This is a genomic window from Enterobacter sp. PP-008-ECC_S150 (assembly GCF_045257065.1).
Taxonomy (GTDB): domain Bacteria; phylum Pseudomonadota; class Gammaproteobacteria; order Enterobacterales; family Enterobacteriaceae; genus Enterobacter; species Enterobacter chengduensis.
This window is the reverse complement of sequence record NZ_JBJHHG010000002.1, coordinates 250,133-272,790: the sequence shown is the minus strand read 5'-3', so window position 1 is coordinate 272,790 and position 22,658 is coordinate 250,133. Positions and strand designations below refer to the sequence as shown.

General features: G+C 58.8%; 24 protein-coding genes and 1 pseudogene. 17 read left to right on the top strand and 8 right to left on the bottom strand.

Going from position 1 to position 22,658, the window contains the following annotated elements; all coding sequences use genetic code 11:
* Positions 1-82: 82 nt before the first annotated feature.
* The 5 genes from tynA to paaZ form a co-directional block, all read right to left on the bottom strand.
* Positions 83-2,356: a primary-amine oxidase gene (tynA, locus tag ACJBF3_RS03935; protein WP_047717727.1), complete on the bottom strand. Its 2,274-nt coding sequence runs from the start codon at positions 2,354-2,356 to the stop codon at positions 83-85.
* Between the two features lie 160 nt (positions 2,357-2,516).
* Entirely contained in the window at positions 2,517-2,912 is a 396-nt protein-coding gene (locus tag ACJBF3_RS03930) for a hypothetical protein (protein WP_045329031.1), read from the bottom strand.
* Positions 2,890-3,294 carry a polymorphic toxin type 44 domain-containing protein gene (locus ACJBF3_RS03925; protein ID WP_072049952.1) on the bottom strand — a complete coding sequence of 135 codons (405 nt, stop codon included), beginning with the start codon at positions 3,292-3,294 and terminating at the stop codon, positions 2,890-2,892. Before ACJBF3_RS03925 ends, ACJBF3_RS03930 begins: the two co-directional genes overlap by 23 nt.
* On the bottom strand, positions 3,294-3,776 hold the full coding sequence (locus tag ACJBF3_RS03920) for an Hcp family type VI secretion system effector (protein WP_045329029.1): 483 nt from the start codon (positions 3,774-3,776) through the stop codon (positions 3,294-3,296). The genes ACJBF3_RS03925 and ACJBF3_RS03920 overlap by 1 nt, the downstream gene beginning before the upstream one ends.
* A gap of 224 nt (positions 3,777-4,000) precedes the next feature.
* Positions 4,001-6,040, bottom strand: a complete 2,040-nt coding sequence (gene paaZ / locus ACJBF3_RS03915; RefSeq protein ID WP_045329028.1) for a phenylacetic acid degradation bifunctional protein PaaZ — start codon at positions 6,038-6,040, stop codon at positions 4,001-4,003.
* A gap of 284 nt (positions 6,041-6,324) precedes the next feature.
* Here paaZ and paaA point away from each other — a divergent pair, with 284 nt between their 5' ends.
* The 15 genes from paaA to ACJBF3_RS03840 all read left to right on the top strand — a co-directional run bounded on the left by paaA (position 6,325) and on the right by ACJBF3_RS03840 (position 18,473).
* Complete coding sequence (paaA, locus tag ACJBF3_RS03910; RefSeq protein WP_045329027.1) at positions 6,325-7,254, top strand: 1,2-phenylacetyl-CoA epoxidase subunit PaaA; 930 nt, start codon at positions 6,325-6,327, stop codon at positions 7,252-7,254.
* 12 nt (positions 7,255-7,266) lie between these two features.
* Complete coding sequence (gene paaB / locus ACJBF3_RS03905; RefSeq protein ID WP_003857353.1) at positions 7,267-7,554, top strand: 1,2-phenylacetyl-CoA epoxidase subunit PaaB; 288 nt, start codon at positions 7,267-7,269, stop codon at positions 7,552-7,554.
* Between the two features lie 8 nt (positions 7,555-7,562).
* A complete protein-coding gene (gene paaC, locus ACJBF3_RS03900; RefSeq protein ID WP_045329026.1) occupies positions 7,563-8,309 on the top strand; it encodes a 1,2-phenylacetyl-CoA epoxidase subunit PaaC in 747 nt (248 codons plus the stop codon).
* 11 nt (positions 8,310-8,320) lie between these two features.
* Positions 8,321-8,818: a 1,2-phenylacetyl-CoA epoxidase subunit PaaD gene (paaD, locus tag ACJBF3_RS03895; protein WP_045329025.1), complete on the top strand. Its 498-nt coding sequence runs from the start codon at positions 8,321-8,323 to the stop codon at positions 8,816-8,818.
* A gap of 7 nt (positions 8,819-8,825) precedes the next feature.
* The gene (paaE, locus tag ACJBF3_RS03890; protein WP_045329024.1) at positions 8,826-9,896 is read left to right on the top strand and encodes a 1,2-phenylacetyl-CoA epoxidase subunit PaaE; all 1,071 of its coding nucleotides are present in this window, start codon (positions 8,826-8,828) and stop codon (positions 9,894-9,896) included.
* Complete coding sequence (gene paaF / locus ACJBF3_RS03885; RefSeq protein ID WP_045329023.1) at positions 9,893-10,660, top strand: 2,3-dehydroadipyl-CoA hydratase PaaF; 768 nt, start codon at positions 9,893-9,895, stop codon at positions 10,658-10,660. The genes paaE and paaF overlap by 4 nt, the downstream gene beginning before the upstream one ends.
* Entirely contained in the window at positions 10,660-11,448 is a 789-nt protein-coding gene (paaG, locus tag ACJBF3_RS03880; RefSeq protein ID WP_088475360.1) for a 2-(1,2-epoxy-1,2-dihydrophenyl)acetyl-CoA isomerase PaaG, read from the top strand. The genes paaF and paaG overlap by 1 nt, the downstream gene beginning before the upstream one ends.
* Position 11,449: 1 nt before the next feature.
* Positions 11,450-12,874, top strand: a complete 1,425-nt coding sequence (paaH, locus tag ACJBF3_RS03875; RefSeq protein WP_045329022.1) for a 3-hydroxyacyl-CoA dehydrogenase PaaH — start codon at positions 11,450-11,452, stop codon at positions 12,872-12,874.
* Complete coding sequence (paaI, locus tag ACJBF3_RS03870) at positions 12,864-13,286, top strand: hydroxyphenylacetyl-CoA thioesterase PaaI (protein WP_045329021.1); 423 nt, start codon at positions 12,864-12,866, stop codon at positions 13,284-13,286. Before paaH ends, paaI begins: the two co-directional genes overlap by 11 nt.
* Positions 13,286-14,491, top strand: a complete 1,206-nt coding sequence (gene pcaF / locus ACJBF3_RS03865) for a 3-oxoadipyl-CoA thiolase (RefSeq protein ID WP_045329020.1) — start codon at positions 13,286-13,288, stop codon at positions 14,489-14,491. The genes paaI and pcaF overlap by 1 nt, the downstream gene beginning before the upstream one ends.
* Positions 14,492-14,518: 27 nt before the next feature.
* Entirely contained in the window at positions 14,519-15,835 is a 1,317-nt protein-coding gene (gene paaK, locus ACJBF3_RS03860) for a phenylacetate--CoA ligase PaaK (RefSeq protein ID WP_045329019.1), read from the top strand.
* Between the two features lie 125 nt (positions 15,836-15,960).
* Positions 15,961-16,896 carry a phenylacetic acid degradation operon negative regulatory protein PaaX gene (gene paaX / locus ACJBF3_RS03855; RefSeq protein ID WP_045329018.1) on the top strand — a complete coding sequence of 312 codons (936 nt, stop codon included), beginning with the start codon at positions 15,961-15,963 and terminating at the stop codon, positions 16,894-16,896.
* Positions 16,897-16,905: 9 nt separating this feature from the next.
* Positions 16,906-17,502 (top strand): phenylacetic acid degradation protein PaaY, encoded by a 597-nt coding sequence (gene paaY, locus ACJBF3_RS03850; protein ID WP_045329017.1) that lies wholly within the window; start codon positions 16,906-16,908, stop codon positions 17,500-17,502.
* Between the two features lie 42 nt (positions 17,503-17,544).
* Positions 17,545-18,042, top strand: a complete 498-nt coding sequence (locus ACJBF3_RS03845) for a glutathione peroxidase (RefSeq protein WP_045329016.1) — start codon at positions 17,545-17,547, stop codon at positions 18,040-18,042.
* Between the two features lie 119 nt (positions 18,043-18,161).
* On the top strand, positions 18,162-18,473 hold the full coding sequence (locus tag ACJBF3_RS03840) for a cupin domain-containing protein (protein WP_045329015.1): 312 nt from the start codon (positions 18,162-18,164) through the stop codon (positions 18,471-18,473).
* Positions 18,474-18,557: 84 nt separating this feature from the next.
* Here the strand turns inward: ACJBF3_RS03840 and ACJBF3_RS03835 are convergent, their stop codons facing one another.
* From ACJBF3_RS03835 to ACJBF3_RS03825, 3 genes are all read right to left on the bottom strand, one after another.
* Positions 18,558-19,496: an omptin family outer membrane protease gene (locus ACJBF3_RS03835; protein WP_045329014.1), complete on the bottom strand. Its 939-nt coding sequence runs from the start codon at positions 19,494-19,496 to the stop codon at positions 18,558-18,560.
* Between the two features lie 245 nt (positions 19,497-19,741).
* Positions 19,742-20,179: a VOC family protein gene (locus ACJBF3_RS03830; RefSeq protein ID WP_045329013.1), complete on the bottom strand. Its 438-nt coding sequence runs from the start codon at positions 20,177-20,179 to the stop codon at positions 19,742-19,744.
* 64 nt (positions 20,180-20,243) lie between these two features.
* Positions 20,244-21,401 (bottom strand): MFS transporter, encoded by a 1,158-nt coding sequence (locus ACJBF3_RS03825; protein ID WP_045329012.1) that lies wholly within the window; start codon positions 21,399-21,401, stop codon positions 20,244-20,246.
* A 133-nt stretch (positions 21,402-21,534) separates the two neighbouring features.
* Here ACJBF3_RS03825 and ACJBF3_RS03820 point away from each other — a divergent pair, with 133 nt between their 5' ends.
* Positions 21,535-22,071 carry a MarR family winged helix-turn-helix transcriptional regulator gene (locus tag ACJBF3_RS03820; RefSeq protein WP_045329011.1) on the top strand — a complete coding sequence of 179 codons (537 nt, stop codon included), beginning with the start codon at positions 21,535-21,537 and terminating at the stop codon, positions 22,069-22,071.
* A 20-nt stretch (positions 22,072-22,091) separates the two neighbouring features.
* Positions 22,092-22,657, top strand: a pseudogene (locus tag ACJBF3_RS03815) (LysR family transcriptional regulator).
* The last annotated feature ends 1 nt before the right edge of the window (position 22,658 follow it).

Below are 22,658 nucleotides of genomic sequence, written 5' to 3'. Positions count from 1 at the left end.
TGGGATATCAGTAACTATAAGCAAGCCCGGACGAAGCTCAAATGCAGAGGCAAAAAAAACCGGGCAATTGCCCGGCCGGTGGTTATTTATCCTCTTTTTTCTTCCCGAGCGTTGGCGTCTCGTCGAAGAAGTTCCACGGTTTAAGCAGGGTATGTACCCATTCCGTCGGCATAATCGGCCATTCCTCCGCGCGCGCGACGTGGGTGGTGCCGGTGGTCATCCAGACGACGTCATCCTGGCCGTTGAGCGACTCGTTATCTTTGCTGTACTGTCCCAGGCCGGTATCGTGGATGGAACGATTCGGGAATTTCCCTTCCGGATACAGCTCATCCGGGTGGTAGCGGGTCACCCACAGCTGTTTGTCCATAAAGCTCAGGCGATGGTAGATCCACTCGTCCGGGGCAAATTTCGCGCCGGTCGCCACCGGGTGCGTACCGCCCGCGTAAGGGATGATCTGGTAGGAGACCGGGTTGCCCATGCGGTTCTCTTTACTCGTGTTGCTCAGCAGGCGAATGGTGCCCGGGTCGAACTTCTGCGCCGCCTGCTGCTCGGTATCGATATCGTACTGGTTGACCTGCATGGTGCTGGTGCGCGGGCCTCCGGCGGTATTCGGCTTCACCTCCGGATCCATCGCCACCAGCTTGTTGTTTATGCCGTCCACGTCCATATCAAGACGGAAGTTATAGATGTGCTGGTGCGTGGTGCCCACGATGTTATGGTCGATCAGCGTGCCGTATTTTGTGTCGTCTTTGGCGGTGGCGTCGTGCATGGTTTTCGCCTGCACGCCTTTCACCGCTTCGATACCCGTCGCGCCGGCATCAATGCCGATGGTGCCGTTCTCGTGGAACACCCAGTCGAAGATGTAATCGTAGTTGCCCACGGTACTCACCCAGCGTACCACCAGCTCGCGGCGCTCGGCGCTGACGTTTGGCTGGCCCATCTCCTGATGCTTGTATTCTGGCCCCGCGTAGCGTTCGAAAATAGCGATCGCGCGCGGGATCTCCATCGGCGCGCCGGTGTAGTCCGGAATGGTTTCATTAAGCATCACGGCGTTGGACGGCACGTCTTTCCCGCGAACCAGCGGCGAGGTCAGGGTGCCCATGCCGTAGTCGCCGGAGTCAAGATAGGCCTTAAAGTACCAGCCCACGTCCGGATCGCCGTAGGGGACGATCATGCCGCCCAGCGACCCCTGGTACATAATCTGGCGTTTTTTGCCGTTGTCGTTATACGTGACGGTCGAAATCATCGGGCCGACGCGGGAGTCCAGGCTCAGGTGGAAATCCCAGTTCTGCCAGTGCACCATATCGCCGGTAATGGTGTAGTTCTTGCCCTCCGGCTCGACAATCTCCAGGGGTTTCTTCACCGTTTCTACCCGGTCGCGGCCGTCATACGGGCGCGGGGTGAGCGGGACCGGGATGACCGGGCCTTCTTCGATCTTCTGGATCTTCATCTGCTCAAGGTCGACCACCGCCACCAGGTTTTCAATCGGGTGCGCCCAGTAGTTGCCGTCGCCGACGTCCAGATAGCTCACCACCTTCAACAGGCGATCTTCCTGCTTCAGGCCGTCTTTACCGTCGAAATAGCCGACGGTTAGCGGCGTGGTAATCACTTTTTTCGGGTCGGTGATGCCGTGTTTTTTAAGCACCTCGGCGAACTCGGTACTTTCGTTGATAATTTGCTGAACCGCGGTGAAATCATCCAGCAGCACCATGCCGTGCGCGTCTTTTACCGGTTCCCAGCGCAGGATTTTTTTATCCTTCAGGTCCACCACGCTTTCAATAACGTGCTTTCCATCGAGCATGACGATCTTTGCCTGGCGAGGAGCATCTACTGCGGTACCGTTGAGCACAAAGTCCCACACTTTGGCTTTCTCGGGCTCGGCAAGGGCAATCTGGGTGAAGCGGGTATTCGGTTTAAAATCCGCCGAGGCTTTCACAATCTCAACGGCCTGCTTAATTTCGTCCGCCGTCAGCGCGTTTAGCGGGTGAGGGCGTTTTTCAACCTGGAACGTCTGGTCAAGGCCGGACTGGAAAACATCGTTGATAAACGTATCGGAAATAAAGGCTTTCTTGCCTTTCATCACTACCGGCACCTCAAGCGTGAGGGGTTTCCCGTTGACGATGGCGGTTTTCGCACCCGGTTTGACCTTCACAAAGGCGCCGTCTTTCGCAATGGTGAACATCTGTGCGTAATCATCCCACTGCACATCTGCGCCAAAGTCCTGCAGCGTCTTGTCCATCGGGACCATATGCGCCTCGCTGCCGTGGGCGAAAACAGGGGATTGCCAGGCGCAACACAGCGCAACGGCCATGGCCAGCGCCGTTCTACGGGCAGAAAAAGAAGAATTGCTTCCCATCGTAGACCTCATCTTGTTGTGTTTATTGTGTTGTTACAGCCTTATCCTGACAGGCGCCTGAGAAAAGCGTTTGCCTGCATCTGCCAGATTATTTGTCAGTCTTGCCAGGTTAAAAAAGAGCGGGGATAGGTCACATCCCCGCGATAATGACGCAATGCGATCAGTTGGCGGATCTGTCGAGATGAATAGGTACATCGAACCCCGCTGCAGTGAAGGCGTAAATATTCCCCTGAACGCGGAGATAAATTTCTCCGTTTGTTACCGTTGCAGAGGCTTTTGCATCGTTGGTAACCATGAAAGGATTGATATCTGATACGTGAGACATAAACTCTTCCGTGCTTTTTCTTGCATCGTAGAGATAAAAGTGAAACGTATTTTTGGATAAAGAACTTGCTTCTACCTGGGTGATATACAGAGTCAGACGGTCGTTAACCCGAATTTTTTCCTGAAAATTTTCATATACGGTGAAAAGATCGCGGAAGGGATAGAAGATAAACCCAAGGAAAATGACAACTACTATTCCGCCTCGCCAGTTAAAAACCCGACCGTCGCGCATAATCTATTCCTGCCCTAATCCATAACTGATCAACGGGGTCATCTCCATAAGCATAGGCACCCTGATATTTTGCAAATTCTACGGGATCGCTTGTGCCAGCAAGGATCTGAGCCATACCTGCGCCGCGCAGCAGTATCCCGTCAGGGATGCCCGCAGCCGCGCCAACCGCACCGTAATGGAAATTTCCAAAGTTGGCATATTCGGCGCGGCCCTGCTTATAATCCCAGGGACCGTGGTTTCTCACCATTTGATAAAACCATACGTAAGTCATCAATGACGCACCACCATGAAATCGAGCGATAACCATATGGCTAATAACATCAATGCCAGGTGGTGCAAATGAAGAAATATCATACGGAGTTGAATAAAAGGGAATACGCATTACCGTTCTGCCCAGCTGTCCGCGAACCGCAAATTACCGTCGCGATACGTCCAGGTTATTTTGTCGTAGCGTAGTTCAACGACTTCAAGATGATTGTGTTTTTCCTTCGTAGGGTCTTTAGTGTCATGCATTAATGGCGAAACGGAAACGACGCGAACGTTATCGAGATGCATATTGTAATATTCTACCTCCTGCCCGGCGTCATTAATGCGATACCACCTGAACTCTGCTGTTTTGAGCGTTTGTCCGGTAGCCACGGCTTTCATCAGATAAGGCGAAGATGAATCAATTTCTTTTTGAAAAACAATTGGGGCATGGTTGCGTTTACTGGTGATTTTACCTGTCAAAGGATCCGTTGGCAGTCGCAGGTTATGTGTAAAACCAGTGACCTCAATGCTTCCCTCACGGCCTTGTACATCTACCGAGCCTGTTATTATTGCACCGCCGTCGTCAGTCAAGAAAAGATAAACAGGAATTGCCATAGCTTATTAATCTTCCATGTAATTTAAATCGGGAACATTCCCTGCCCTAAATAATAACCATGGTAACTATGTGGTCAATTTGCTTACTGTTTCTGTTTGTAACTTATGCACAGCACGCTGACTGGATGGCATGGTTAACCCAATCCATCCAGTGCATGCTTTCTCATAAGGCTATTTTGTTGCGCTCAACTCATTCAAGTATCTTCGCTAACGCTTGCTTTTGATTAAAAGTCACCCCGCTGGCGCGCCACCAGCGTCAGAATGGAGTAGAGCGCCACGGCCTGCTGGTGCTGGTTGAAGATCTCAACCGCCCATTCCACCACGCCCGTCGGTTTTTCTTCCGCGGTGCGCTGTTTCTTCAGCGTTTTGCGTTTGCAGGTCAGGCGCACCTGAATGGTATCGCCCGGCTTGACCGGCTCGATAAAGCGCAGGTTTTCCATGCCATAGTTGGCGATCACCGGCCCGACGCCCGCATCAACAAACAGCCCCGCGGCGGCGGAGATGAGGAAGTAACCGTGCACCACGCGCTCGCCAAAGATCGACTCTGCCGCGCCGATCTTGTCCATATGGGCGTAGAAGTGGTCGCCGCTGAGGCAGGCAAAGTTCACGATATCCGCTTCCGTCAGGGTGCGGCGCGGCGTCAGCAGGCTGTCGCCCGGCTGCAGCTCCTCGAAGTATTTGCGGAACGGATGCACGCGATCTTCCTGCACCGCTGCGCCCCGCACCCACTGCTTGCCGATGGCAGCCAGCATAGAGGGGCTACCCTGAACAGCGGTGCGCTGCAGGTAGTGCTTCACCGCGCGCAGGCCGCCCAGCTCTTCACCGCCGCCCGCGCGGCCCGGACCGCCGTGGACCAGCTGCGGCAGCGGGGAGCCGTGGCCGGTGGACTCTTTGGCGGATTCCTCGTTAAGGATCTGAATTCGCCCGTGGGCGCGCGCCGCACCGGCAATAAACTGGCGGGCAAGGGCTACATCAGCGGTAACCAGCGTGCCTGCGAGGCTGCCGCCGCCCGCGCGGGCAAGCGTCATCGCGTGTTGCGTATCGCGGTAGGGCATCAGCGTTGCAACCGGGCCGAAGGCTTCGGTTGAGTGCACCGCCGGGGTTTCATCCGGCTGCGGGCAGAACAGCAGGGTCGGCGGGAAGAATGCGCCCGCGGCCTGCAAATCTGCTTTGCCACCCAGACGGATCTCGCAGCCTGCTGCAACCAGCTGCTCCACTTTCTCCTGAACGTCCGCGCGCTGTTCGGCGTTGACCAGCGCGCCCATCTTTACCCCTTCCTGCGCCGGGTCGCCCACCACCACCTTTTCCAGACGGGCAATCAGCGCCTGGCTCACCGCCTCAATCTGGTTTTGCGGGACGATAATGCGGCGAATGGCCGTACATTTCTGTCCGGCCTTGGCGGTCATCTCGCGGACCACTTCCCGGATGAACAGGGCAAACTCCGGCCGATCTGGCGTAACGTCTTCACCCAGCACGCAGCAGTTCAGGGAGTCGGCTTCCATGGTGAAGGGAATGGAATTCGCCACAATATTCGGGTGCACGCGCAGGCTTTGCCCGGTGCTGGCGGAGCCGGTAAAGGTCACCACGTCCTGGCTGTCGAGCTGGTTGAGCAGATCGCCCGCGCCGCCGCAGATCAGGCTGATGGCGCCGTCCGGCAGCAGCCCGCTGTCGACGATGGATTTCACCATCGCCTGCGTCACCTGCGCGGTAGCGGTAGCGGGTTTGATGATGGCGGGCATACCGGCGAGCCAGGTCGGCGCCAGCTTTTCCAGCATCCCCCAGCAGGGGAAGTTGAAGGCGTTGATGTGTACCGCCACGCCGGATTTCGAGGTCAGAACGTGGCGCGCCGCAAAGCCGCCTTCTTTCGACAGCGGGATTAACTCATCTTCCGGCCACACGGTATCGTCAGGCAGCTCGCGGCTGCCAAGGCTGGCGTATGTGAACAGGGTGCCGATCCCGCCTTCGATATCGACCCAGCTGTCCGCCTTCGTCGCCCCGGTCTGGGCAGACAGAGCATAAAACGTCTCTTTCTCGCTGAGCAGGTGCTTTGCTACCGCCTTCAGCATGGCGGCACGTTCAATAAAGGTCATCCCGTGAAGCGCTTCACCGCCGCGCTCAATCGCATACCGACGGGCGGCCGCCATATCCAGCCCTTCGCTGGTCACGCTCCACAGCGCTTCGCCACTGATGGCGTGATGAATAGTGCGTTCGCGGCCCCGGCCAGACTGCCAGGTACCGGACACGAAGCTGGCTAACTGCTGCATCGCTTATCTCCAAATGTTACGTAATATCACTATTAATAGTTTAATCGTGAATCATAAAAATCAAGCTGAGTTTTAATGAATTGTTAACATTGTGATCCAGTCTTATGGATCTCCTCGTCAGAAATCGCCCGCCCAGAGGCCTGAAATAAAAGCCTTGCGAGCGACATCACAAAACAGGGAAACAATTCTTGGGGTTATATTTAACCTTTGTGTAACTTTTAAAAAACAAAGTGATTCACAATTTCGCTTTAATATGCAAACTAACGAATCATAAAGGTGATGACGTGACGCAAGAACAACGGTTTGAGCAGCGCATAGCGCAGGAGACGGCGATTGAGCCTCAGGACTGGATGCCTGACGCCTACCGTAAGACGTTGATCCGCCAGATTGGTCAGCACGCGCACTCTGAAATTGTCGGCATGCTGCCGGAAGGAAACTGGATCGCCCGCGCCCCGACGCTGCGCCGAAAAGCGATCCTGCTGGCGAAGGTGCAGGACGAGGCCGGACACGGGCTCTACCTCTACAGCGCGGCGGAAACGCTGGGCTGCGCGCGGGAAGACATCTACCAGAAGATGCTCGACGGCAGGATGAAATACTCCTCCATCTTTAACTATCCGACCCTGAGCTGGGCCGATATCGGCGTGATTGGCTGGCTGGTGGACGGGGCCGCTATCGTCAACCAGGTGGCGCTGTGCCGCACCTCCTACGGTCCGTATGCCCGTGCGATGGTGAAAATCTGTAAAGAAGAGAGCTTCCACCAGCGTCAGGGGTTTGAAGCCTGCATGGCGCTGGCGCAGGGCAGTGAATCCCAGCGGCAGATGCTGCAGGACGCCATCAACCGCTTCTGGTGGCCAGCGCTGATGATGTTCGGGCCGAACGACGACAACTCGCCGAACAGCGCCCGCAGCCTGGCCTGGAAAATTAAACGCTTCGGCAACGACGAGCTGCGCCAGCGCTTTGTCGACAACACGGTACCGCAGGTGGAAATGCTGGGCATGACGGTGCCGGATCCCGATCTGCGCTTTGACGAAGAGAGCGGCCACTACCGCTTCGGCGAGATCGACTGGCAGGAATTTGAAGAGGTCATTAACGGGCGCGGCATCTGCAACCACGAACGCCTGGCCGCGAAGCGTAAGGCCTGGGAAGAGGGCGCATGGGTGCGCGAAGCCGCCCTGGCGCACGCGGAAAAACAACGCGCCCGTCAGGCCGCATAAGAGGAAATAACCATGAGCAATGTCTACTGGCCGCTGTACGAAGTGTTCGTACGCAGCAAACAGGGGCTGTCCCACCGTCACGTGGGCAGTCTTCACGCCGCCGACGATCGCATGGCGCTGGAAAATGCGCGCGATGCCTACACCCGCCGCAGCGAAGGGTGTTCTATCTGGGTGGTGAAGGCGAGCGAGATTGTCGCCTCCCAGCCGGAAGAGAGCGGCGAGTTCTTCGACCCGGCGGAAAGCAAGGTTTACCGCCATCCGACGTTCTACACCATCCCCGACGGCATCGAGCATATGTGAGGCAAAGAATGAATTCAGTGACTGCCTATGCCCTGCGTCTGGGCGACAACGGTCTGGTGCTCTCCCAGCGCCTCGGCGCCTGGTGCGGTCACGCGCCGGAGCTGGAAATCGACCTCGCGCTCGCCAACATCGGTCTCGACCTGCTGGGCCAGGCGCGCAATTTCCTGGCCTATGCCGCGGAGATGGAAGGCCAGGGCGATGAAGACACGCTGGCCTTTGGCCGCGACGAGCGTCAGTTCCGCAACGTCCTGCTGGTGGAACAGCCGAACGGCAGCTTCGCCGACACCCTTGCCCGTCAGTACCTGATGGATGCCTGGAACGTGGCGCTGTACGAACGTCTGACCCAAAGCCGCGACGCCCAGCTTGCCGCCATCGCCGCGAAAGCGATTAAAGAGGCGCGCTACCACCTGCGCTTCAGCCGGGGCTGGCTGGTGCGCCTGGGCGACGGCACCGAAACCTCCGCGCAAAAGATGCAGCAGGCCATCGACAATCTGTGGCGCTTTACGGCTGAACTGTTTGAGGCCGATGACGTCGAGCTGGCGCTGGTGGATTCCGGCGTGGCGGTCGATCCGCGCCTCCTGCGCCAGCCGTGGGAAAGCGAAGTGTATGCCGGTCTGAATGAAGCCTGCCTGCAGGTCCCCGCAGAGGTGGCGTACCGCACCGGGGGCAAGCGGGGGCTGCATACCGAACATCTGGGCCCGATGCTCGCTGAAATGCAGTACCTCCAGCGCGCGTATCCCGATCAGCAGTGGTAAAGGAGAAGGCTATGCAACGCCACGTCGACATCGCGCCCGCGCAAATCCCGCAGATATGGGCGCTGTTGAGCCAGATCCCGGACCCGGAAGTGCCGGTGTTAACCATCACCGATCTCGGCATGGTGCGCAGCGTGAAGGCGCAGGGGGAAGGCTGGGTCATCGGCTTCACGCCAACCTACTCGGGATGCCCGGCAACCGAACACCTGCTGGGGGCGATCCGCGAGGCGATGACCGCGCACGGCTTTACCCCGGTGCACATCGTGCTCCAGCTTGAGCCCGCCTGGACCACCGACTGGATGACCGCCGACGCGCGCGAACGCCTGCGGGCTTACGGCATCAGCCCGCCCGTGGGGCATAGCTGCCACGCGCACGCGCCTTTGGCGGTGAGCTGCCCGCGCTGCGCCAGCACCAACACCGCGCTAATCAGTGAATTTGGTTCGACGGCCTGCAAAGCGCTCTACCGCTGCAATACCTGCCGCGAGCCCTTCGACTATTTCAAATGCATTTGAGGCTGCCATGACAACGTTTCATTCATTAACAGTGGCAAAAGTGGAACCCGAAACCCGCGACGCGGTGACCATCACCTTTGCGGTGCCGCAGCCGTTGCAGGACGCCTACCGCTTCCGTCCCGGCCAGCACCTGACGTTAAAAACGAAGCTGGGCGAAGACGAGCTGCGCCGCTGCTACTCCATCTGCCGCAGCGCCGCGCCGGGCGAGATCAGCGTGGCGGTCAAAGCCATCGACGGCGGGCGCTTTTCCCGCTATGCACGGGACGAGATCAAACCGGGCATGGCGCTGGAGGTGATGGTTCCTCAGGGGCAGTTTGGCTACCAGCCCCAGGCCGAACGCGAAGGCCACTACCTGGCGATTGCCGCAGGCTCCGGCATCACTCCGATGCTGGCGATTCTCTCCGCCACGCTGGCGACCGAGCCCAACAGCCATTTCACCCTGATTTACGGTAACCGCAGCAGCCAGAGCATGATGTTCCGCCAGGCGCTGGCGGACCTGAAGGACAAATACCCGCAGCGCCTGCAGCTGGTTTCCATCTTCAGCCAGGAGCGGCTGGACAGCGATCTGCTCTACGGCCGCATCGACGGGGAAAAGCTGCAGGCGCTGGCGAAAACCCTGATCGACTTCCGCCAGTACGACGAGGCCTTTATCTGCGGCCCGTCGGCGATGATGGACGACGCCGAAGCCACGCTGAAGGCGCTGGGGATGCCCGAAAAAGCCATCCATCTTGAGCGCTTCAACACCTCCGGCATCACCGTTAAGCGCGCGGTGCACGTGCAGGCACAAAGACAGAAGGTGACCGTGCGTCAGGACGGGCGCGACCGTGAAATCACCCTCACGGCGGACGACGAAAGCATCCTCGACGCCGCGCTTCGCCAGGGGGCGGATCTGCCGTATGCCTGCAAGGGCGGCGTGTGCGCCACCTGTAAATGCAAAGTGCTGCGCGGGAAGGTGGACATGGCGACCAACTACAGCCTGGAGCCTGACGAGCTGGCCGCCGGGTATGTGCTGAGCTGCCAGTCGCTGCCGCTCACCGCCGACGTGATCGTCGACTTTGACGCGAAGGGGATGGCATGAGCGAGCTGATTGTTACCCGTCATGGTCGCGTGCTGCAGCTGACGCTCAACCGTCCGGCGGCGCGCAACGCCCTCAACAACGCGCTGTTGACTCAGCTTGCGGAACAGCTTGAGGCCGCCGCTGTGGATGCCGACATCGCCGTCTGCGTGATTTACGGCAGCGAGTACTGCTTTGCCGCCGGGGCCGATCTCAGCGAAATGGCGGAGAAAGACCTGCCCGCCACCCTGAACGATATCCGTCCGCAGCTGTGGGCGCGCATTAACGCGTTCAATAAACCGCTGATCGCCGCCGTTAACGGCTTCGCGCTCGGCGCGGGCTGCGAGCTGGCGCTGCTGTGTGACGTGGTTATCGCCGGGGATAAAGCCCGCTTTGGCCTGCCGGAAATCACGCTCGGCATTATGCCCGGCGCGGGCGGTACCCAGCGTCTTATCCGCAGCGTCGGTAAATCGCTCGCCAGCAGGATGGTGCTGACCGGAGAGAGCATTACCGCGCAGCAGGCGCTGGGCGCCGGTCTGGTGAGCGATGTTTTCCCGGCCGCGCTAACGCTGGAGTATGCCCTGAAGCAGGCGGCACTCATGGCGCGCCACTCGCCGCTGGCGCTGCAGGCGGCGAAACAGGCGCTGCGCCAGTCGCAGGAGGTGCCGCTCCAGGCCGGTCTGGCGCAGGAGCGCCAGCTGTTTACCCTGCTTTCCGCTACCGAAGACCGCCGGGAAGGCATCGACGCCTTCTTACAAAAACGCACCCCCGACTTTAAAGGACGCTAATTGTGGAATTTATTCTCAGTCATGTAGAACAGGGCGTAATGACCATTACGCTGAACCGTCCGGAGCGTCTGAACAGCTTTAACGACGTGATGCACCAGCAGCTTGCCGAGTGCCTGAAGCAGGCCGAACGCGACGACACCGTTCGCTGCCTGCTGCTCACCGGGGCAGGACGCGGCTTTTGCGCCGGTCAGGATCTGAACGACCGCAACGTCGACCCCAACGGCCCGGCGCCGGATCTGGGGATGTCCGTGGAGACCTTTTACAACCCGCTGGTGCGCCGCCTGGCAAAGCTGCCGAAGCCGGTTATCTGCGCGGTCAACGGCGTGGCGGCGGGCGCGGGTGCGACCCTGGCGCTCGGCTGCGACATGGTGATTGCCGCGCGTTCCGCCAGCTTTGTGATGGCCTTCAGCAAGCTTGGCCTGGTCCCGGACTGCGGCGGCACCTGGCTGCTGCCGCGCGTGGCCGGACGCGCCCGCGCCATGGGGCTGGCGCTGCTCGGGGACAAGCTCAGCGCCGAGCAGGCGCAGGCGTGGGGCATGATCTGGCAGGTGGTCGATGACGACCAGCTCTCCACCACCGCGCAGCAGATGGCGCTGCACTTTGCCTCTCAGCCGACCTTCGGGCTGGGGCTGATCAAGCAGGCCATTAACGCCGCGGAAACCAACACCCTGGACGCCCAGCTCGATCTGGAGCGTGACTATCAGCGTCTGGCCGGGCGCAGCGACGATTACCGTGAGGGCGTCAGCGCCTTCCTGGCGAAGCGCGCGCCGCACTTTACGGGGAAATAAGATGCTGAACATACGCACGGTCGCCGTGATCGGCAGCGGCACGATGGGGGCCGGAATTGCCGAAGTTGCCGCCAGCCACGGTCATCAGGTTCTGATTTACGACATCGCCGGCGATGCGGTTTCACGCGCCATCGACGGGATCCGCCAGCGGCTGGCCTCCCGGGTGACGCGCGGGAAGCTCTCCGCCGATGCCGGGAGTCAGATCCTCGCCCGGCTGATTCCGGTCACGGATATTGAGGCGCTCGCCGGGGCCGATCTGGTCATCGAAGCGGCCTCCGAGCGGCTGGAGGTCAAAAAGGCGCTGTTTGCGCGGCTGGCTGAGATCTGCCCGCCGCAGACGGTGCTGACCAGCAACACGTCTTCTATCTCCGTCACGGCGATTGCGGCGGACGTGCACCATCCGGAGCGCGTCGCAGGGCTGCATTTCTTTAACCCGGCGCCGGTGATGAAGCTTGTGGAGGTGGTCAGCGGGCTGGCGACCTCTCCGGAGGTGGCCGACGCGCTGTGCGAGCTGGCGCTGAACTGGGGCAAACAGCCCGTTCGCTGCCAGTCAACGCCGGGGTTTATCGTCAACCGCGTCGCCCGCCCGTTCTATTCCGAAGCCTGGCGCGCGCTGGAAGAGCAGGTCGCTCCGCCGGAGGTGATTGACGCTGCACTGCGGGAAGGCGGCGGCTTCCCGATGGGGCCGCTGGAGCTGACCGACATGATTGGTCAGGACGTGAACTTTGCGGTGACCTGCTCGGTGTTTAACGCCTTCTGGCAGGAGCGTCGTTTTCTCCCCTCGCTGGTGCAGCAGGAGCTGGTGCTGGCTGGAAGGCTGGGCAAAAAGAGCGGGAAGGGGGTTTACGACTGGCAGGGGGACAAACCTGAAGTGCAGTGGATTGAGTCGGTGAACGACAGCTATAGCCCGATGCGCGTGGAAAAAAGACGTGACGGTGTCACAGAAATTGATGACGTGTATATGGTTGAAACGCAGGGTGAAACCGCTCAGGCGCTGGCGCTGCGGCTCAACGGGCCGGTGGTGGTGGTGGACCGCGTTGAGTGCGACGTGGCGGTAGTTGCCGCGGCCGCCAGCAACCCGCATACCGCGACGCAAAAAGCCATCCGCTACCTGCAGCAGCAGGGGCACCGGGTGGTGCAAATTGCCGATTATCCCGGCCTGCTGGTCTGGCGCACGCTGGCGATGATTGCCAACGAGGCGCTGGATGCCCTGCAAAAGGGGGTCGCCAGCGAGAAGGACATCGACACCGCCATGCGTCTGGGCGTCAACTACCCGAGCGGCCCGATCGCCTGGGGTGAGCGTCTGGGCTGGCAGCGCCTGCTGACGCTGCTGGAGAACCTGCAGCGTCATTACGGCGAAGAGCGCTATCGCCCCTGTTCACTGCTGCGCCAGCGCGCGCTTCTGGAGAGTAGCTATGAGTCATAACGCCTGGCATAACGCCCGCATCATGTACGAAAACGACGCCTGCGCGCAGGCGATGGGGATGGACATTGTCGAGATGGACGACGGCTACGCGGTGGTGACCATGACCATCACCCCGCAGATGCTTAACGGTCACAAAACATGCCACGGCGGCCAGCTGTTTTCGCTGGCGGACACCGCCTTTGCCTACGCCTGCAACAGCCAGGGGCTGGCGGCGGTAGCCTCCGGCTGCTCGATTGATTTTCTGCGTCCGGGCTTTGCCGGGGACACGCTCACCGCCACCGCGCGGGTGAAGCATCAGGGCAAACTGACCGGCGTCTACGACATTGAAATTCAGAATCAACAACAGAAAACCGTTGCCCTTTTTCGCGGAAAATCTCACCGCATCGGCGGCAGCGTGACAGGAGAGGCCTGATGCGTGACGCATTTATTTGTGATGGCGTGCGAACGCCTGTTGGGCGCTACGGCGGCGCGCTTTCCGCCGTGCGAACGGACGATCTCGGCGCCGTGCCGCTGCGCGCGCTGCTGGCCCGCTACCCGCAGCTCGACCTTGAGCGGATTGACGACGTGATATTCGGCTGCGCCAACCAGGCGGGGGAAGACAACCGCAACGTGGCGCGCATGTCGTCCCTGCTGGCCGGGCTGCCGCAGACGGTGTCCGGGACCACCATTAACCGCCTGTGCGGGTCAGGGCTGGACGCGATTGGCTTTGCCGCCCGCGCCATTAAGGCGGGCGATGGTGACCTGCTGATCGCAGGCGGCGTGGAGTCGATGTCCCGCGCGCCGTTTGTGATGGGCAAAGCCACCGCGGCGTTCCAGCGCCAGGCGGAGATCTTCGATACCACCATCGGCTGGCGATTTGTGAATCCGCTCATGCATCAGCAATTCGGAACTGACAGTATGCCGGAAACGGCAGAGAATGTAGCTGAATTGTTAAATATAAGCCGCGCCGATCAGGACGCGTTCGCGCTGCGCAGCCAGCAGCGCACCGCGCAGGCGCAGCAGAACGGCATTCTGGCGCAGGAGATCGTGCCGGTGCAGATCCCGGGCAAAAAAGGGGCGGTAACGGAATTCAGCGTGGATGAACATCCGCGCGCGGACACCACGCTCGAACAGCTTGCCGGTCTGAAAACGCCGTTTCGCAAGAACGGGGTGGTGACGGCGGGGAATGCCTCCGGCGTTAACGACGGCGCGGCGGCGTTAATCATCGCCAGCGAGAAGGTGGCGCTGGTGCAGGGGTTAATGCCGCGCACGCGGATCGTGGCGATGGCAACGGCGGGCGTTGAGCCACGCCTGATGGGGCTCGGTCCGGTGCCTGCCACCCGCAGGGTGCTCGAGCGTGCAGGACTCAGCATAAACGATATGGACGTCATCGAACTGAACGAAGCCTTCGCCGCACAGGCGCTGGGCGTGCTGCGTCAGCTGGGCCTGCCGGACGACGCCGCGCACGTTAACCCGAACGGTGGCGCGATTGCGCTGGGCCATCCGCTGGGCATGAGCGGCGCCAGGCTGGCGCTGGCCGCGAGCAACGAACTGCACCGACGCGGCGGGCGCTACGCGCTGTGTACGATGTGCATCGGTGTGGGTCAGGGCATTGCCATGATCCTTGAGCGTGTTTGAGCACAAAAACAATGTGAGTACCCTACAATGACAAATACAACAAAGCTTGATCCGATTGAAACGGCCTCTCTTGACGAATTGCAGGCGCTACAGACCGCGCGTCTGAAATGGACGCTGCATCACGCCTACAGCAACGTGCCGATGTACAAACGCAAGTTCGACGCCGCGGGCGTTCACCCTGATGACTTCAACGAGCTGGCGGATATCCGTAAGTTCCCGTGCACCACCAAGCAGGACCTGCGGGATAACTATCCGTTCGATACCTTCGCCGTGCCGATGGAGCAGGTGGTGCGCATTCACGCGTCCTCCGGCACCACCGGCAAACCGACGGTTGTCGGCTACACGCAGGGCGACATCGACAACTGGGCCAACCTGGTGGCCCGCTCCCTGCGCGCCGCGGGCGGCAGCGCGAAGGATAAAATTCACGTGGCGTATGGCTACGGCCTGTTTACCGGCGGGCTGGGGGCGCACTACGGCGCCGAGCGCTTAGGCGCCACGGTGATCCCGATGTCCGGCGGCCAGACCGAGAAACAGGCGCAGCTGATCCGCGATTTTCAGCCGGACATGATCATGGTGACGCCCTCCTACTGCCTCAACCTGATTGAGGAGCTGGAGCGTCAGATGGGCGGCGATGCCAGCACCTGCTCCCTGCGCGTGGGCGTATTCGGCGCCGAGCCGTGGACGCAGGCCATGCGCCGCGAAATTGAAAAACGCTTAGGCATTACGGCGCTGGACATTTATGGCCTCTCCGAGGTGATGGGACCGGGCGTGGCGATGGAGTGCATTGAAACCGCCGACGGCCCGACCATCTGGGAAGACCACTTCTACCCGGAGATCGTCAACCCGAACGACGGCACGCCGCTAAACGATGGCGAGCAGGGCGAACTGCTATTCACCACGCTGACCAAAGAGGCGCTGCCGGTGATCCGCTACCGCACCCGCGACCTGACGCGCCTCCTGCCGGGCACCGCCCGCACCATGCGCCGCATGGACCGGATCAGCGGCCGCAGCGACGATATGCTGATCATCCGCGGCGTTAACGTCTTCCCGTCGCAGCTGGAAGAGGAGATTGTGAAGTTTGAACACCTTTCTCCGCACTACCAGCTGGAGGTGAACCGTCGCGGACATCTTGATTCGCTTTCCGTGAAGGTGGAGCTGAAAGAGAGCAGCCTGACGCTGACGCACGAGCAGCGTTGTCAGGTATGCCACCAGCTGCGCCACCGCATTAAGTCGATGGTCGGGATTTCCACGGACGTGATGATTGTCAACTGCGGCAGCATCCCGCGCTCGGAGGGCAAAGCCTGCCGGGTATTTGATTTGCGTAAAGTTGCGGCTAACGGTTAAATCAACTACCTCTCACAAAGGGCGAAGGGACTGCTCGGTGTGGCCTTTTCCCCTCTCCCCTTTGGGGAGAGGGTCAGGGTGAGGGGAATATGCTATGATTCATCCAGACCAAAAAACACAGCAGAATGAATCACATGAATAAACTCGACGCCTTTATCCAGCACGCGGTCAGCTCGGTTCCCGTTAGCGGTACGTCGCTTATCTCCTCGCTGTACGGTGACGCGCTTTCCCATCGCGGCGGTGAGATCTGGCTCGGCAGCCTCGCCGCCCTGCTGGAAGGCATGGGGTTTGGCGAGCGCTTCGTGCGCACCGCGCTGTTTCGCCTCAACAAAGAGGGCTGGCTGGACGTCTCGCGCATCGGGCGCCGCAGCTATTACCGCCTGAGCGACAAAGGGCTGCGCCTGACCCGTCGCGCGGAAAATAAGATCTACCGCGCCGAACTGCCCGCCTGGGACGGCAAATGGCTGCTGCTGCTCTCCGAGGGGCTGGACAAAACCACCCTTGCCGACGTCAAAAAGCAGCTGATCTGGCAGGGGTTTGGCACGCTGGCGCCGAGCCTGATGGCCTCGCCGTCGCAGCATCTGGCTGACGTGCAGTCCCTGCTTCACGATGCCGGCGTGGCGGAAAACGTGATTTTTTTTGAAGCCCACTCGCCGCTGGCGCTCTCCCGCGCCGCGCTGCGCTCAAGGGTGGAAGAGTGCTGGCAGCTGACCGAGCAAAACGCGATGTACGAGTCGTTTATCAGCTCGTTCCGGCCGCTGCTGCCGCTGCTGAAAGAGGCCGCGCCGGAGGAGCTGACGCCGGAACGCTGCTTCCAGATCCAGCTGCTGCTGATTCACTTTTATCGTCGCGTGGTGCTGAAGGACCCGCTGCTGCCGGAGGAATTGCTGCCCGCGCACTGGGCGGGACAAAGCGCCCGACAGCTTTGCATTAACATCTATCAGCGTGTCGCGCCGGGGGCGCTGGCGTTCGTCAGCGAGAAGGGCGAAACCTCCGTGGGCGAACTGCCCGCGCCCGGCACGCTCTACTATCAACGCTTTGGCGGTCTTACGAGCGCATAAGGGGGGAAGATGCCTGTTTATCAAATTGACGGCCTGACGCCGGTGGTGCCGGACGAGAGCTACGTTCACCCAACGGCGGTGCTGATTGGCGACGTGATTCTGGGCAAAGGCGTTTATGTCGGCCCTAACGCCAGCCTGCGCGGCGATTTTGGCCGCATCGTGGTGAAAGACGGCGCCAACATTCAGGATAACTGCGTCATGCACGGGTTCCCGGAGCAGGATACGGTGGTGGAAGAGGACGGGCACATCGGCCACAGCGCCATTCTCCACGGCTGCATTATCCGCCGCAACGCGCTGGTGGGCATGAACGCGGTGGTGATGGACGGCGCGGTGATTGGTGAAAACAGCATCGTCGGCGCGGCGGCGTTCGTGAAGGCGAAAGCGGAGATGCCCGCCAACCATTTGATTATCGGCAGCCCGGCCAAAGCGATCCGCGAGCTGAGCGAGCAGGAGCGAGCCTGGAAGCAGCAGGGCACGCGGGAGTATCAGGTGCTGGTGGAGCGCTGTAAGCTGACCATGCATCAGGTCGAGCCGCTGCGCGAGGCTGAGCCTGACCGCAAGCGGCTGACGTTTGATGAAAATTTACGGCCGAAGTCGGCGGTGTAGAGAGCATTCGCTTTTCGATTTAGCAGAACAGGGACCCCATAGATGACGCGCTTTTACCAATTTACAGCCACCCGCCTTGATGGCCGCCCGATCTCAATGGCCGACTATGCGGGTAAGGTGGTTTTGGTCGTGAATACGGCCAGCCAGTGCGGCTTTACGCCCCAGTATGCGGGTCTTGAGGCGCTGTACAAAAAATATGCCGCGCAAGGATTAGTGGTGCTGGGCTTCCCCTGCAATCAGTTTGGCAAACAGGAACCCGGCGGCGCCGATGAAATCTCGAAGACCTGTTACATTAACTACGGCGTCAGTTTCCCGATGTTCGAGAAAGTAGAGGTAAACGGCGCGGCAGCGCATCCGCTGTTTCATTATCTGAAAAACGCATTGCCCGGCGTGCTGGGCGGGCGGATTAAGTGGAATTTTACCAAGTTCCTGATTGGCCGCGACGGTAACCCCCTAAAGCGTTTTGCACCGATGACCAGGCCCGAGAAAATGGACGCGGCGATTCGTACGGCTCTGGAAAGCAAAGCCTCTTCGTTTTAAGCAGACCAGAGGGTCTTTCTTTAGTCTTTTTTTCGACTTGTTTTCCCCTATTTGTTATATAGCGAAAGAGATTTTATATGGCATAAATGCACCCTCCGAGTGTGAAAGGGAACAACCTTATGTCGCTTTACGATCTAAAGACTGAAGCAAATGCATTAAATGAGGCCTGGCGCTCCCGCGTATTAGGCAACATTGGGGAGGCAAATCTCAAAATTTTACGAATGGATGAGCGATCGGTCGCTGAAGAGGTGCATGAGTATGACGAGGGGTTACTGGTCATTGACGGACGCCTGGAACTGAGCGTTAACGGTAAAAATATTTCTGTAAGCGCGGGCGAGCTTTATATCGCCAAAGCGGGCGTTCCCCATACGGTGGAAACCGGTAGCGTTGGCACTCTGGTTATTATTGATCTACTCGAACCTGCAAATTGATATCGTTGCGAAATGTAGGCCGGGTAAGCGCAGCGCCACCCGGCAAAACACGGTTAGAACGTTGAGGGCGGGGCTTCCTCTGAATCAGAAGCGATATTGCAAACCCGCTGTAACGGTATAGTTGTGGTTAGAGATACCCGCAGCATCCCCGTCAATAGAGCCGGACTGCCCGGTACGGGTATCAATAATCTGCGTTCCGCCTTTACCTTCTTCGTAACTGCTATAGGTAAATTCAGCAAAAACCCTGGCGTGCGGCGTCACATAATATCCGGCATCCACGGATGCGCCATAATAGCGGGAATCCGATACTTTCTCGCGGAAGGTGAGATCGCGCATGTAGTGCTCGTCGTTATCATGCGCACGAACCCAGTCACTGAATTTAAACAGGGCATTAAACTCAAAATCATTAAAACGGTACTGTCCTGCAAGGCCTATATACGGCATGGAGAAACGCTGACTGTAACCAATACCGCGTTCGCCCGCCGGGAAGCTGCCCTGGTAGGCACCGTTCTCATAATTGTAAGAGCCGCCGGTTGCCGTCCAGCTAAAGCGGGTTTCCTGATAACCTGCGGTGACACCCGCTTTGTAGTTATCGCTCTGGAAGATCCAGCCTTTTACGTTGAGATCGTATTCATTGGCATAATTAACGTTCGTCGCAGGATGGCTTGAATGGTCTGTCCAGGAGGACTGTTTCTCATCCATCCAGTCATAGTCATCCATATGACCTGAGCCTGATGCAAGGGACGTCCAGCCGCGGGCGTTCAGGGTCAAAAATGAGTACGCATCCCAGGAAATATCGCCTTTGAGAATAGCGACATTTTTTATTTTCCAGTCCAGCTGGCTAATTTTTCTTCCTGTGACTTCGTCGTAAACCATTTCGTGGGATTTTCCGCTCAGCACCCCGGCAGAGGCTGAAACCGATAAACTTTCCGGTGAAAAATCCGATATGACCTGTGCTGGTCCTGCATATACCGCCCCTGAAAACGCGGCCATCATCATTCCCGCAACAATATTTCTTGTCATTTTTATTTCCCTAAAACAAATTAATAAATGCGTTGCAGGAGAATTTTAAAATTCATAAAAATAGGTATCAACTGCCAGATTTGGTAATTTTTTATAATTTAACATAAGGGTTGATATTTAACTTTGGGCCACCTGAGGGAGGCCATATTGAATATTTAAATGATTACTGACTCGATATCAAATACGGTCAGCTGTGGATAAATCGCCGTTATTCACCTTGGAAACACACTGCAGACAACTTCCCTTTATCCCCGTAGCCATGGCGTGATCGTCAGTCCGGTCAACAGGCCCTCCGGGCTGAGCAGGCGGGTGACGGTTTGGCCCCACGGCTCGGTCCGGTTGGCCACCAGCAGGTGATAGCCTTTTTCACGCAGAATGCGGGTAGCTGAATCCAGGTCCTGTACCTCATATTCAATCCATCCCTGCGGTATCGGGTGCTCAGCAGGCCATTGCGTTTCGCCAAAACAGGAGGCTGCCGCCTGAGAGAGTGGCCAGACGGCAAAATGCTTAACGCCTTTTAGCTGGCCCTCTTCAACGAGCAGGTAATCGGTATTGCCCTCCATCGGCTTCAGCGGAAGACCAAGCGTCTGGACATAAAACGCGGTGCTGGGATCCGTATCCCCTGAAATAGGCCCAAAGCCGGCGACAAACAAGACATCAATTCCCGGTAACGACTGCGACATATCCCCCTCCTTAACTGGCTGAAACTTCAGAAGTATAGTTAGACTCTCAAATGAGGTACCACTTTCACCGCACGTGCACGTTCTCGACGGGTTTAAATCTCAGCGCGATGACCATCAGCAGCACCACGCCCGCGCTCATCACCAGCCAGGCGCTGGTTAACGAAAGCGAACTGTCACGAACGATCCCCGCAATTAGCGGCATCAGCGCGGCAATCGTATAGCCACCTCCCTGTACTCTGGCGAGAAGTTTTCCGGCCTCAGCGGGCGTGCGGGCGTGATCGAACGTGACGATAAGCGACAGCGGAAAGAGGGCGCCAATACCGATGCCAAGCAGCAGCGTGGACAATACCGGCGTCGTGCCCGGCGAAAAGACCAGACACAGTAATCCTGCCAGCAGCAGCGAAAGCACAGCGAGCAGCGGCACTCGACGGTCGGGAAATTTACCAATCAGCGCGGAGACGGCAAACCCGGCGGCAACCTCGGTTAACGTCAGCCAGGCCAGCATGTAGCCGCTGCTGCGAGCAGACCAGCCTGCCTGAATATAGAGCGGGGGCAGCCAGGCCAGTACCAGCGTGTAGGCTCCTGTTCCTATGCCGAAAAAGAGCAACAGCAGCCCGGTGCGGGAGGAAGAGAGCGTCACGGTTTCGCGTGCGGCTTGTTCTTCTTGTGGATGCTTAACCAGGGTTAACCACAGTATCAGCGCCAGCAGCGCTAACAGCCCAGCTACTGCCAGCGCGGGCTTCAGCGTGAGCCATGAAAACAACGGCTCGGCGCTCGCGGCGGCAACTGCCGCTCCGGCCATAATGCCCGTGCTGAATAGCGACATTATCGTGCTGGCCGTTTGCGTATACTCCTTTTTTATCAGGGCGGGCATTAACGCCTGGATCATGCCTATGCTGGCTCCGCCCAGCAGCGCGGTGCCCATAAGGCTCTCCGGTGAGGCGCTAAAGCCGCGCAGGAAACAGGCCACAAGCAGGATGAATAGCCCGAGCATAATGCCGCGGATGGCGCCGACTCCGGCTAAAAGCCGGGGGCCACACAGGGCGGCCAGTCCCATCATCGCCACGGGCAGGGTGGTCAGCAGGCTAAACTGCGTAGCCGTTAGCCCCGCCTCGCGCTGCAGCACGGGAAACAACGGTCCGACAGAAGCCAGAATAGGGCGCAGGTTCAGCCCGACGATAAACGCGATAATGGCGAAGAGTACAGGTGGCGTGCGTTTCAAGGTGAAATCCTTTTAGGTTGTGAAGGGCCCGTGCAAATCGTCACGAGCATTTATCTTAACGTTAAGATAAAATGTGTTTTTGCGTAAGATGTACCGCACAACAGGATAAATACCCACGCCTCTCGGGAGGAAAATGAAAGACCATGTAGACTTCGTCGTCGACCAGTGGCGCAGCGCCATGCCGGAGCTTGACGCCTCGTCGATGAAAATTTTTGGCCGACTGCTCAGGCTGATGAAGCATCTGGGAAAAACGCATGCGCAGGTCATGGCGCAGTTTGGCTTTCGCGAGGGCGAGTTTGACGTGCTCGCCACCCTGCGTCGCGCCGGGGAGCCGTACTGCCTTTCTCCCACGCAGCTGTATAAATCGCTGCTGATTACCTCAGGGGCGATGACGAACCGGGTCAACCATCTTGAACAGCAAGGGCTTATCAGGCGAATTGCCGACCCGGATGACAAGCGCAGCACGCTCGTGAGCCTGACGCCGCAGGGCCTGGAACGTATTGAACGGGCGCTTTTCGTGCATACGGAAACGCAAAATGCGCTGCTGAGCAGCTTGTCTGACGCGCAGCGCGGCCAGCTTGAGTCTCTGCTGAGGGAAATGCTGCTCACGTTCCCGTCCGAGGAACCGGGTAACCCGCTACAGCGTGTCGATAATAAAGTGCATGATTAACCCTCACCGAAAGGAAATGTATGTCTTTACCGCCACTGTACGCGCTACGCGCTTTTGAAGTTGCCGCGCGGCTGAACTCCTTCAGCAAAGCGGCTGAAGCACTGAATATTACGCCTGGCGCGGTCAGCAGGCATGTCCGGACGCTTGAAATGTGGTTCGACTGTGAGCTCTTTAAACGTCAGGGGCCGAGAGTCGAGATCAGCGATGCCGGGCGCGTTCTGGCCGGACATTTGAGCGAAAGTTTCACCAGCATCGAGTGGGCCTGTCGCGCATTCAAAAGTGAAAATCACCTTCTGCGCCTCAAAGCCCCCAGACCCTGGAACAGGGAAGCCGTGCCGCCATGAACAGACATGGTGTTGCTATGGCCGATCTTCGTCTTACGCTTGAAGCGCTTGAGCGTGGGCTTCTCGCACTGCCTTTCAGGGAAGCTATCGCAACCGGGGATGGCTACTATCTTGTCTGGCCGAAAAATTCGCTCAGAAGAGAGAATATCGAACGCCTGATGGCCTGGCTTGACCTCCATACGCCGGTTTTTCCCTCTCTGGATATTGTTTGTCTCGATAAAGATAAGAAACATTTTTTATAAT

Excerpts from the sequence above, each read along its gene's own strand:
- tynA (WP_047717727.1), bottom strand. The coding sequence starts at position 2,356 with ATGGGAAGCAATTCTTCTTTTTCTGCCCGTAGAACGGCGCTGGCCATG.
- ACJBF3_RS03930 (WP_045329031.1), bottom strand. The coding sequence starts at position 2,912 with ATGCGCGACGGTCGGGTTTTTAACTGGCGAGGCGGAATAGTAGTTGTC.
- ACJBF3_RS03925 (WP_072049952.1), bottom strand. The coding sequence starts at position 3,294 with ATGCGTATTCCCTTTTATTCAACTCCGTATGATATTTCTTCATTTGCA.
- ACJBF3_RS03920 (WP_045329029.1), bottom strand. The coding sequence starts at position 3,776 with ATGGCAATTCCTGTTTATCTTTTCTTGACTGACGACGGCGGTGCAATA.
- paaZ (WP_045329028.1), bottom strand. The coding sequence starts at position 6,040 with ATGCAGCAGTTAGCCAGCTTCGTGTCCGGTACCTGGCAGTCTGGCCGG.
- paaB (WP_003857353.1), top strand. The coding sequence starts at position 7,267 with ATGAGCAATGTCTACTGGCCGCTGTACGAAGTGTTCGTACGCAGCAAA.
- paaC (WP_045329026.1), top strand. The coding sequence starts at position 7,563 with ATGAATTCAGTGACTGCCTATGCCCTGCGTCTGGGCGACAACGGTCTG.
- paaD (WP_045329025.1), top strand. The coding sequence starts at position 8,321 with ATGCAACGCCACGTCGACATCGCGCCCGCGCAAATCCCGCAGATATGG.
- paaE (WP_045329024.1), top strand. The coding sequence starts at position 8,826 with ATGACAACGTTTCATTCATTAACAGTGGCAAAAGTGGAACCCGAAACC.
- paaF (WP_045329023.1), top strand. The coding sequence starts at position 9,893 with ATGAGCGAGCTGATTGTTACCCGTCATGGTCGCGTGCTGCAGCTGACG.
- paaH (WP_045329022.1), top strand. The coding sequence starts at position 11,450 with ATGCTGAACATACGCACGGTCGCCGTGATCGGCAGCGGCACGATGGGG.
- paaI (WP_045329021.1), top strand. The coding sequence starts at position 12,864 with ATGAGTCATAACGCCTGGCATAACGCCCGCATCATGTACGAAAACGAC.
- pcaF (WP_045329020.1), top strand. The coding sequence starts at position 13,286 with ATGCGTGACGCATTTATTTGTGATGGCGTGCGAACGCCTGTTGGGCGC.
- paaK (WP_045329019.1), top strand. The coding sequence starts at position 14,519 with ATGACAAATACAACAAAGCTTGATCCGATTGAAACGGCCTCTCTTGAC.
- paaX (WP_045329018.1), top strand. The coding sequence starts at position 15,961 with ATGAATCACATGAATAAACTCGACGCCTTTATCCAGCACGCGGTCAGC.
- paaY (WP_045329017.1), top strand. The coding sequence starts at position 16,906 with ATGCCTGTTTATCAAATTGACGGCCTGACGCCGGTGGTGCCGGACGAG.
- ACJBF3_RS03845 (WP_045329016.1), top strand. The coding sequence starts at position 17,545 with ATGACGCGCTTTTACCAATTTACAGCCACCCGCCTTGATGGCCGCCCG.
- ACJBF3_RS03840 (WP_045329015.1), top strand. The coding sequence starts at position 18,162 with ATGTCGCTTTACGATCTAAAGACTGAAGCAAATGCATTAAATGAGGCC.
- ACJBF3_RS03835 (WP_045329014.1), bottom strand. The coding sequence starts at position 19,496 with ATGACAAGAAATATTGTTGCGGGAATGATGATGGCCGCGTTTTCAGGG.
- ACJBF3_RS03830 (WP_045329013.1), bottom strand. The coding sequence starts at position 20,179 with ATGTCGCAGTCGTTACCGGGAATTGATGTCTTGTTTGTCGCCGGCTTT.
- ACJBF3_RS03820 (WP_045329011.1), top strand. The coding sequence starts at position 21,535 with ATGAAAGACCATGTAGACTTCGTCGTCGACCAGTGGCGCAGCGCCATG.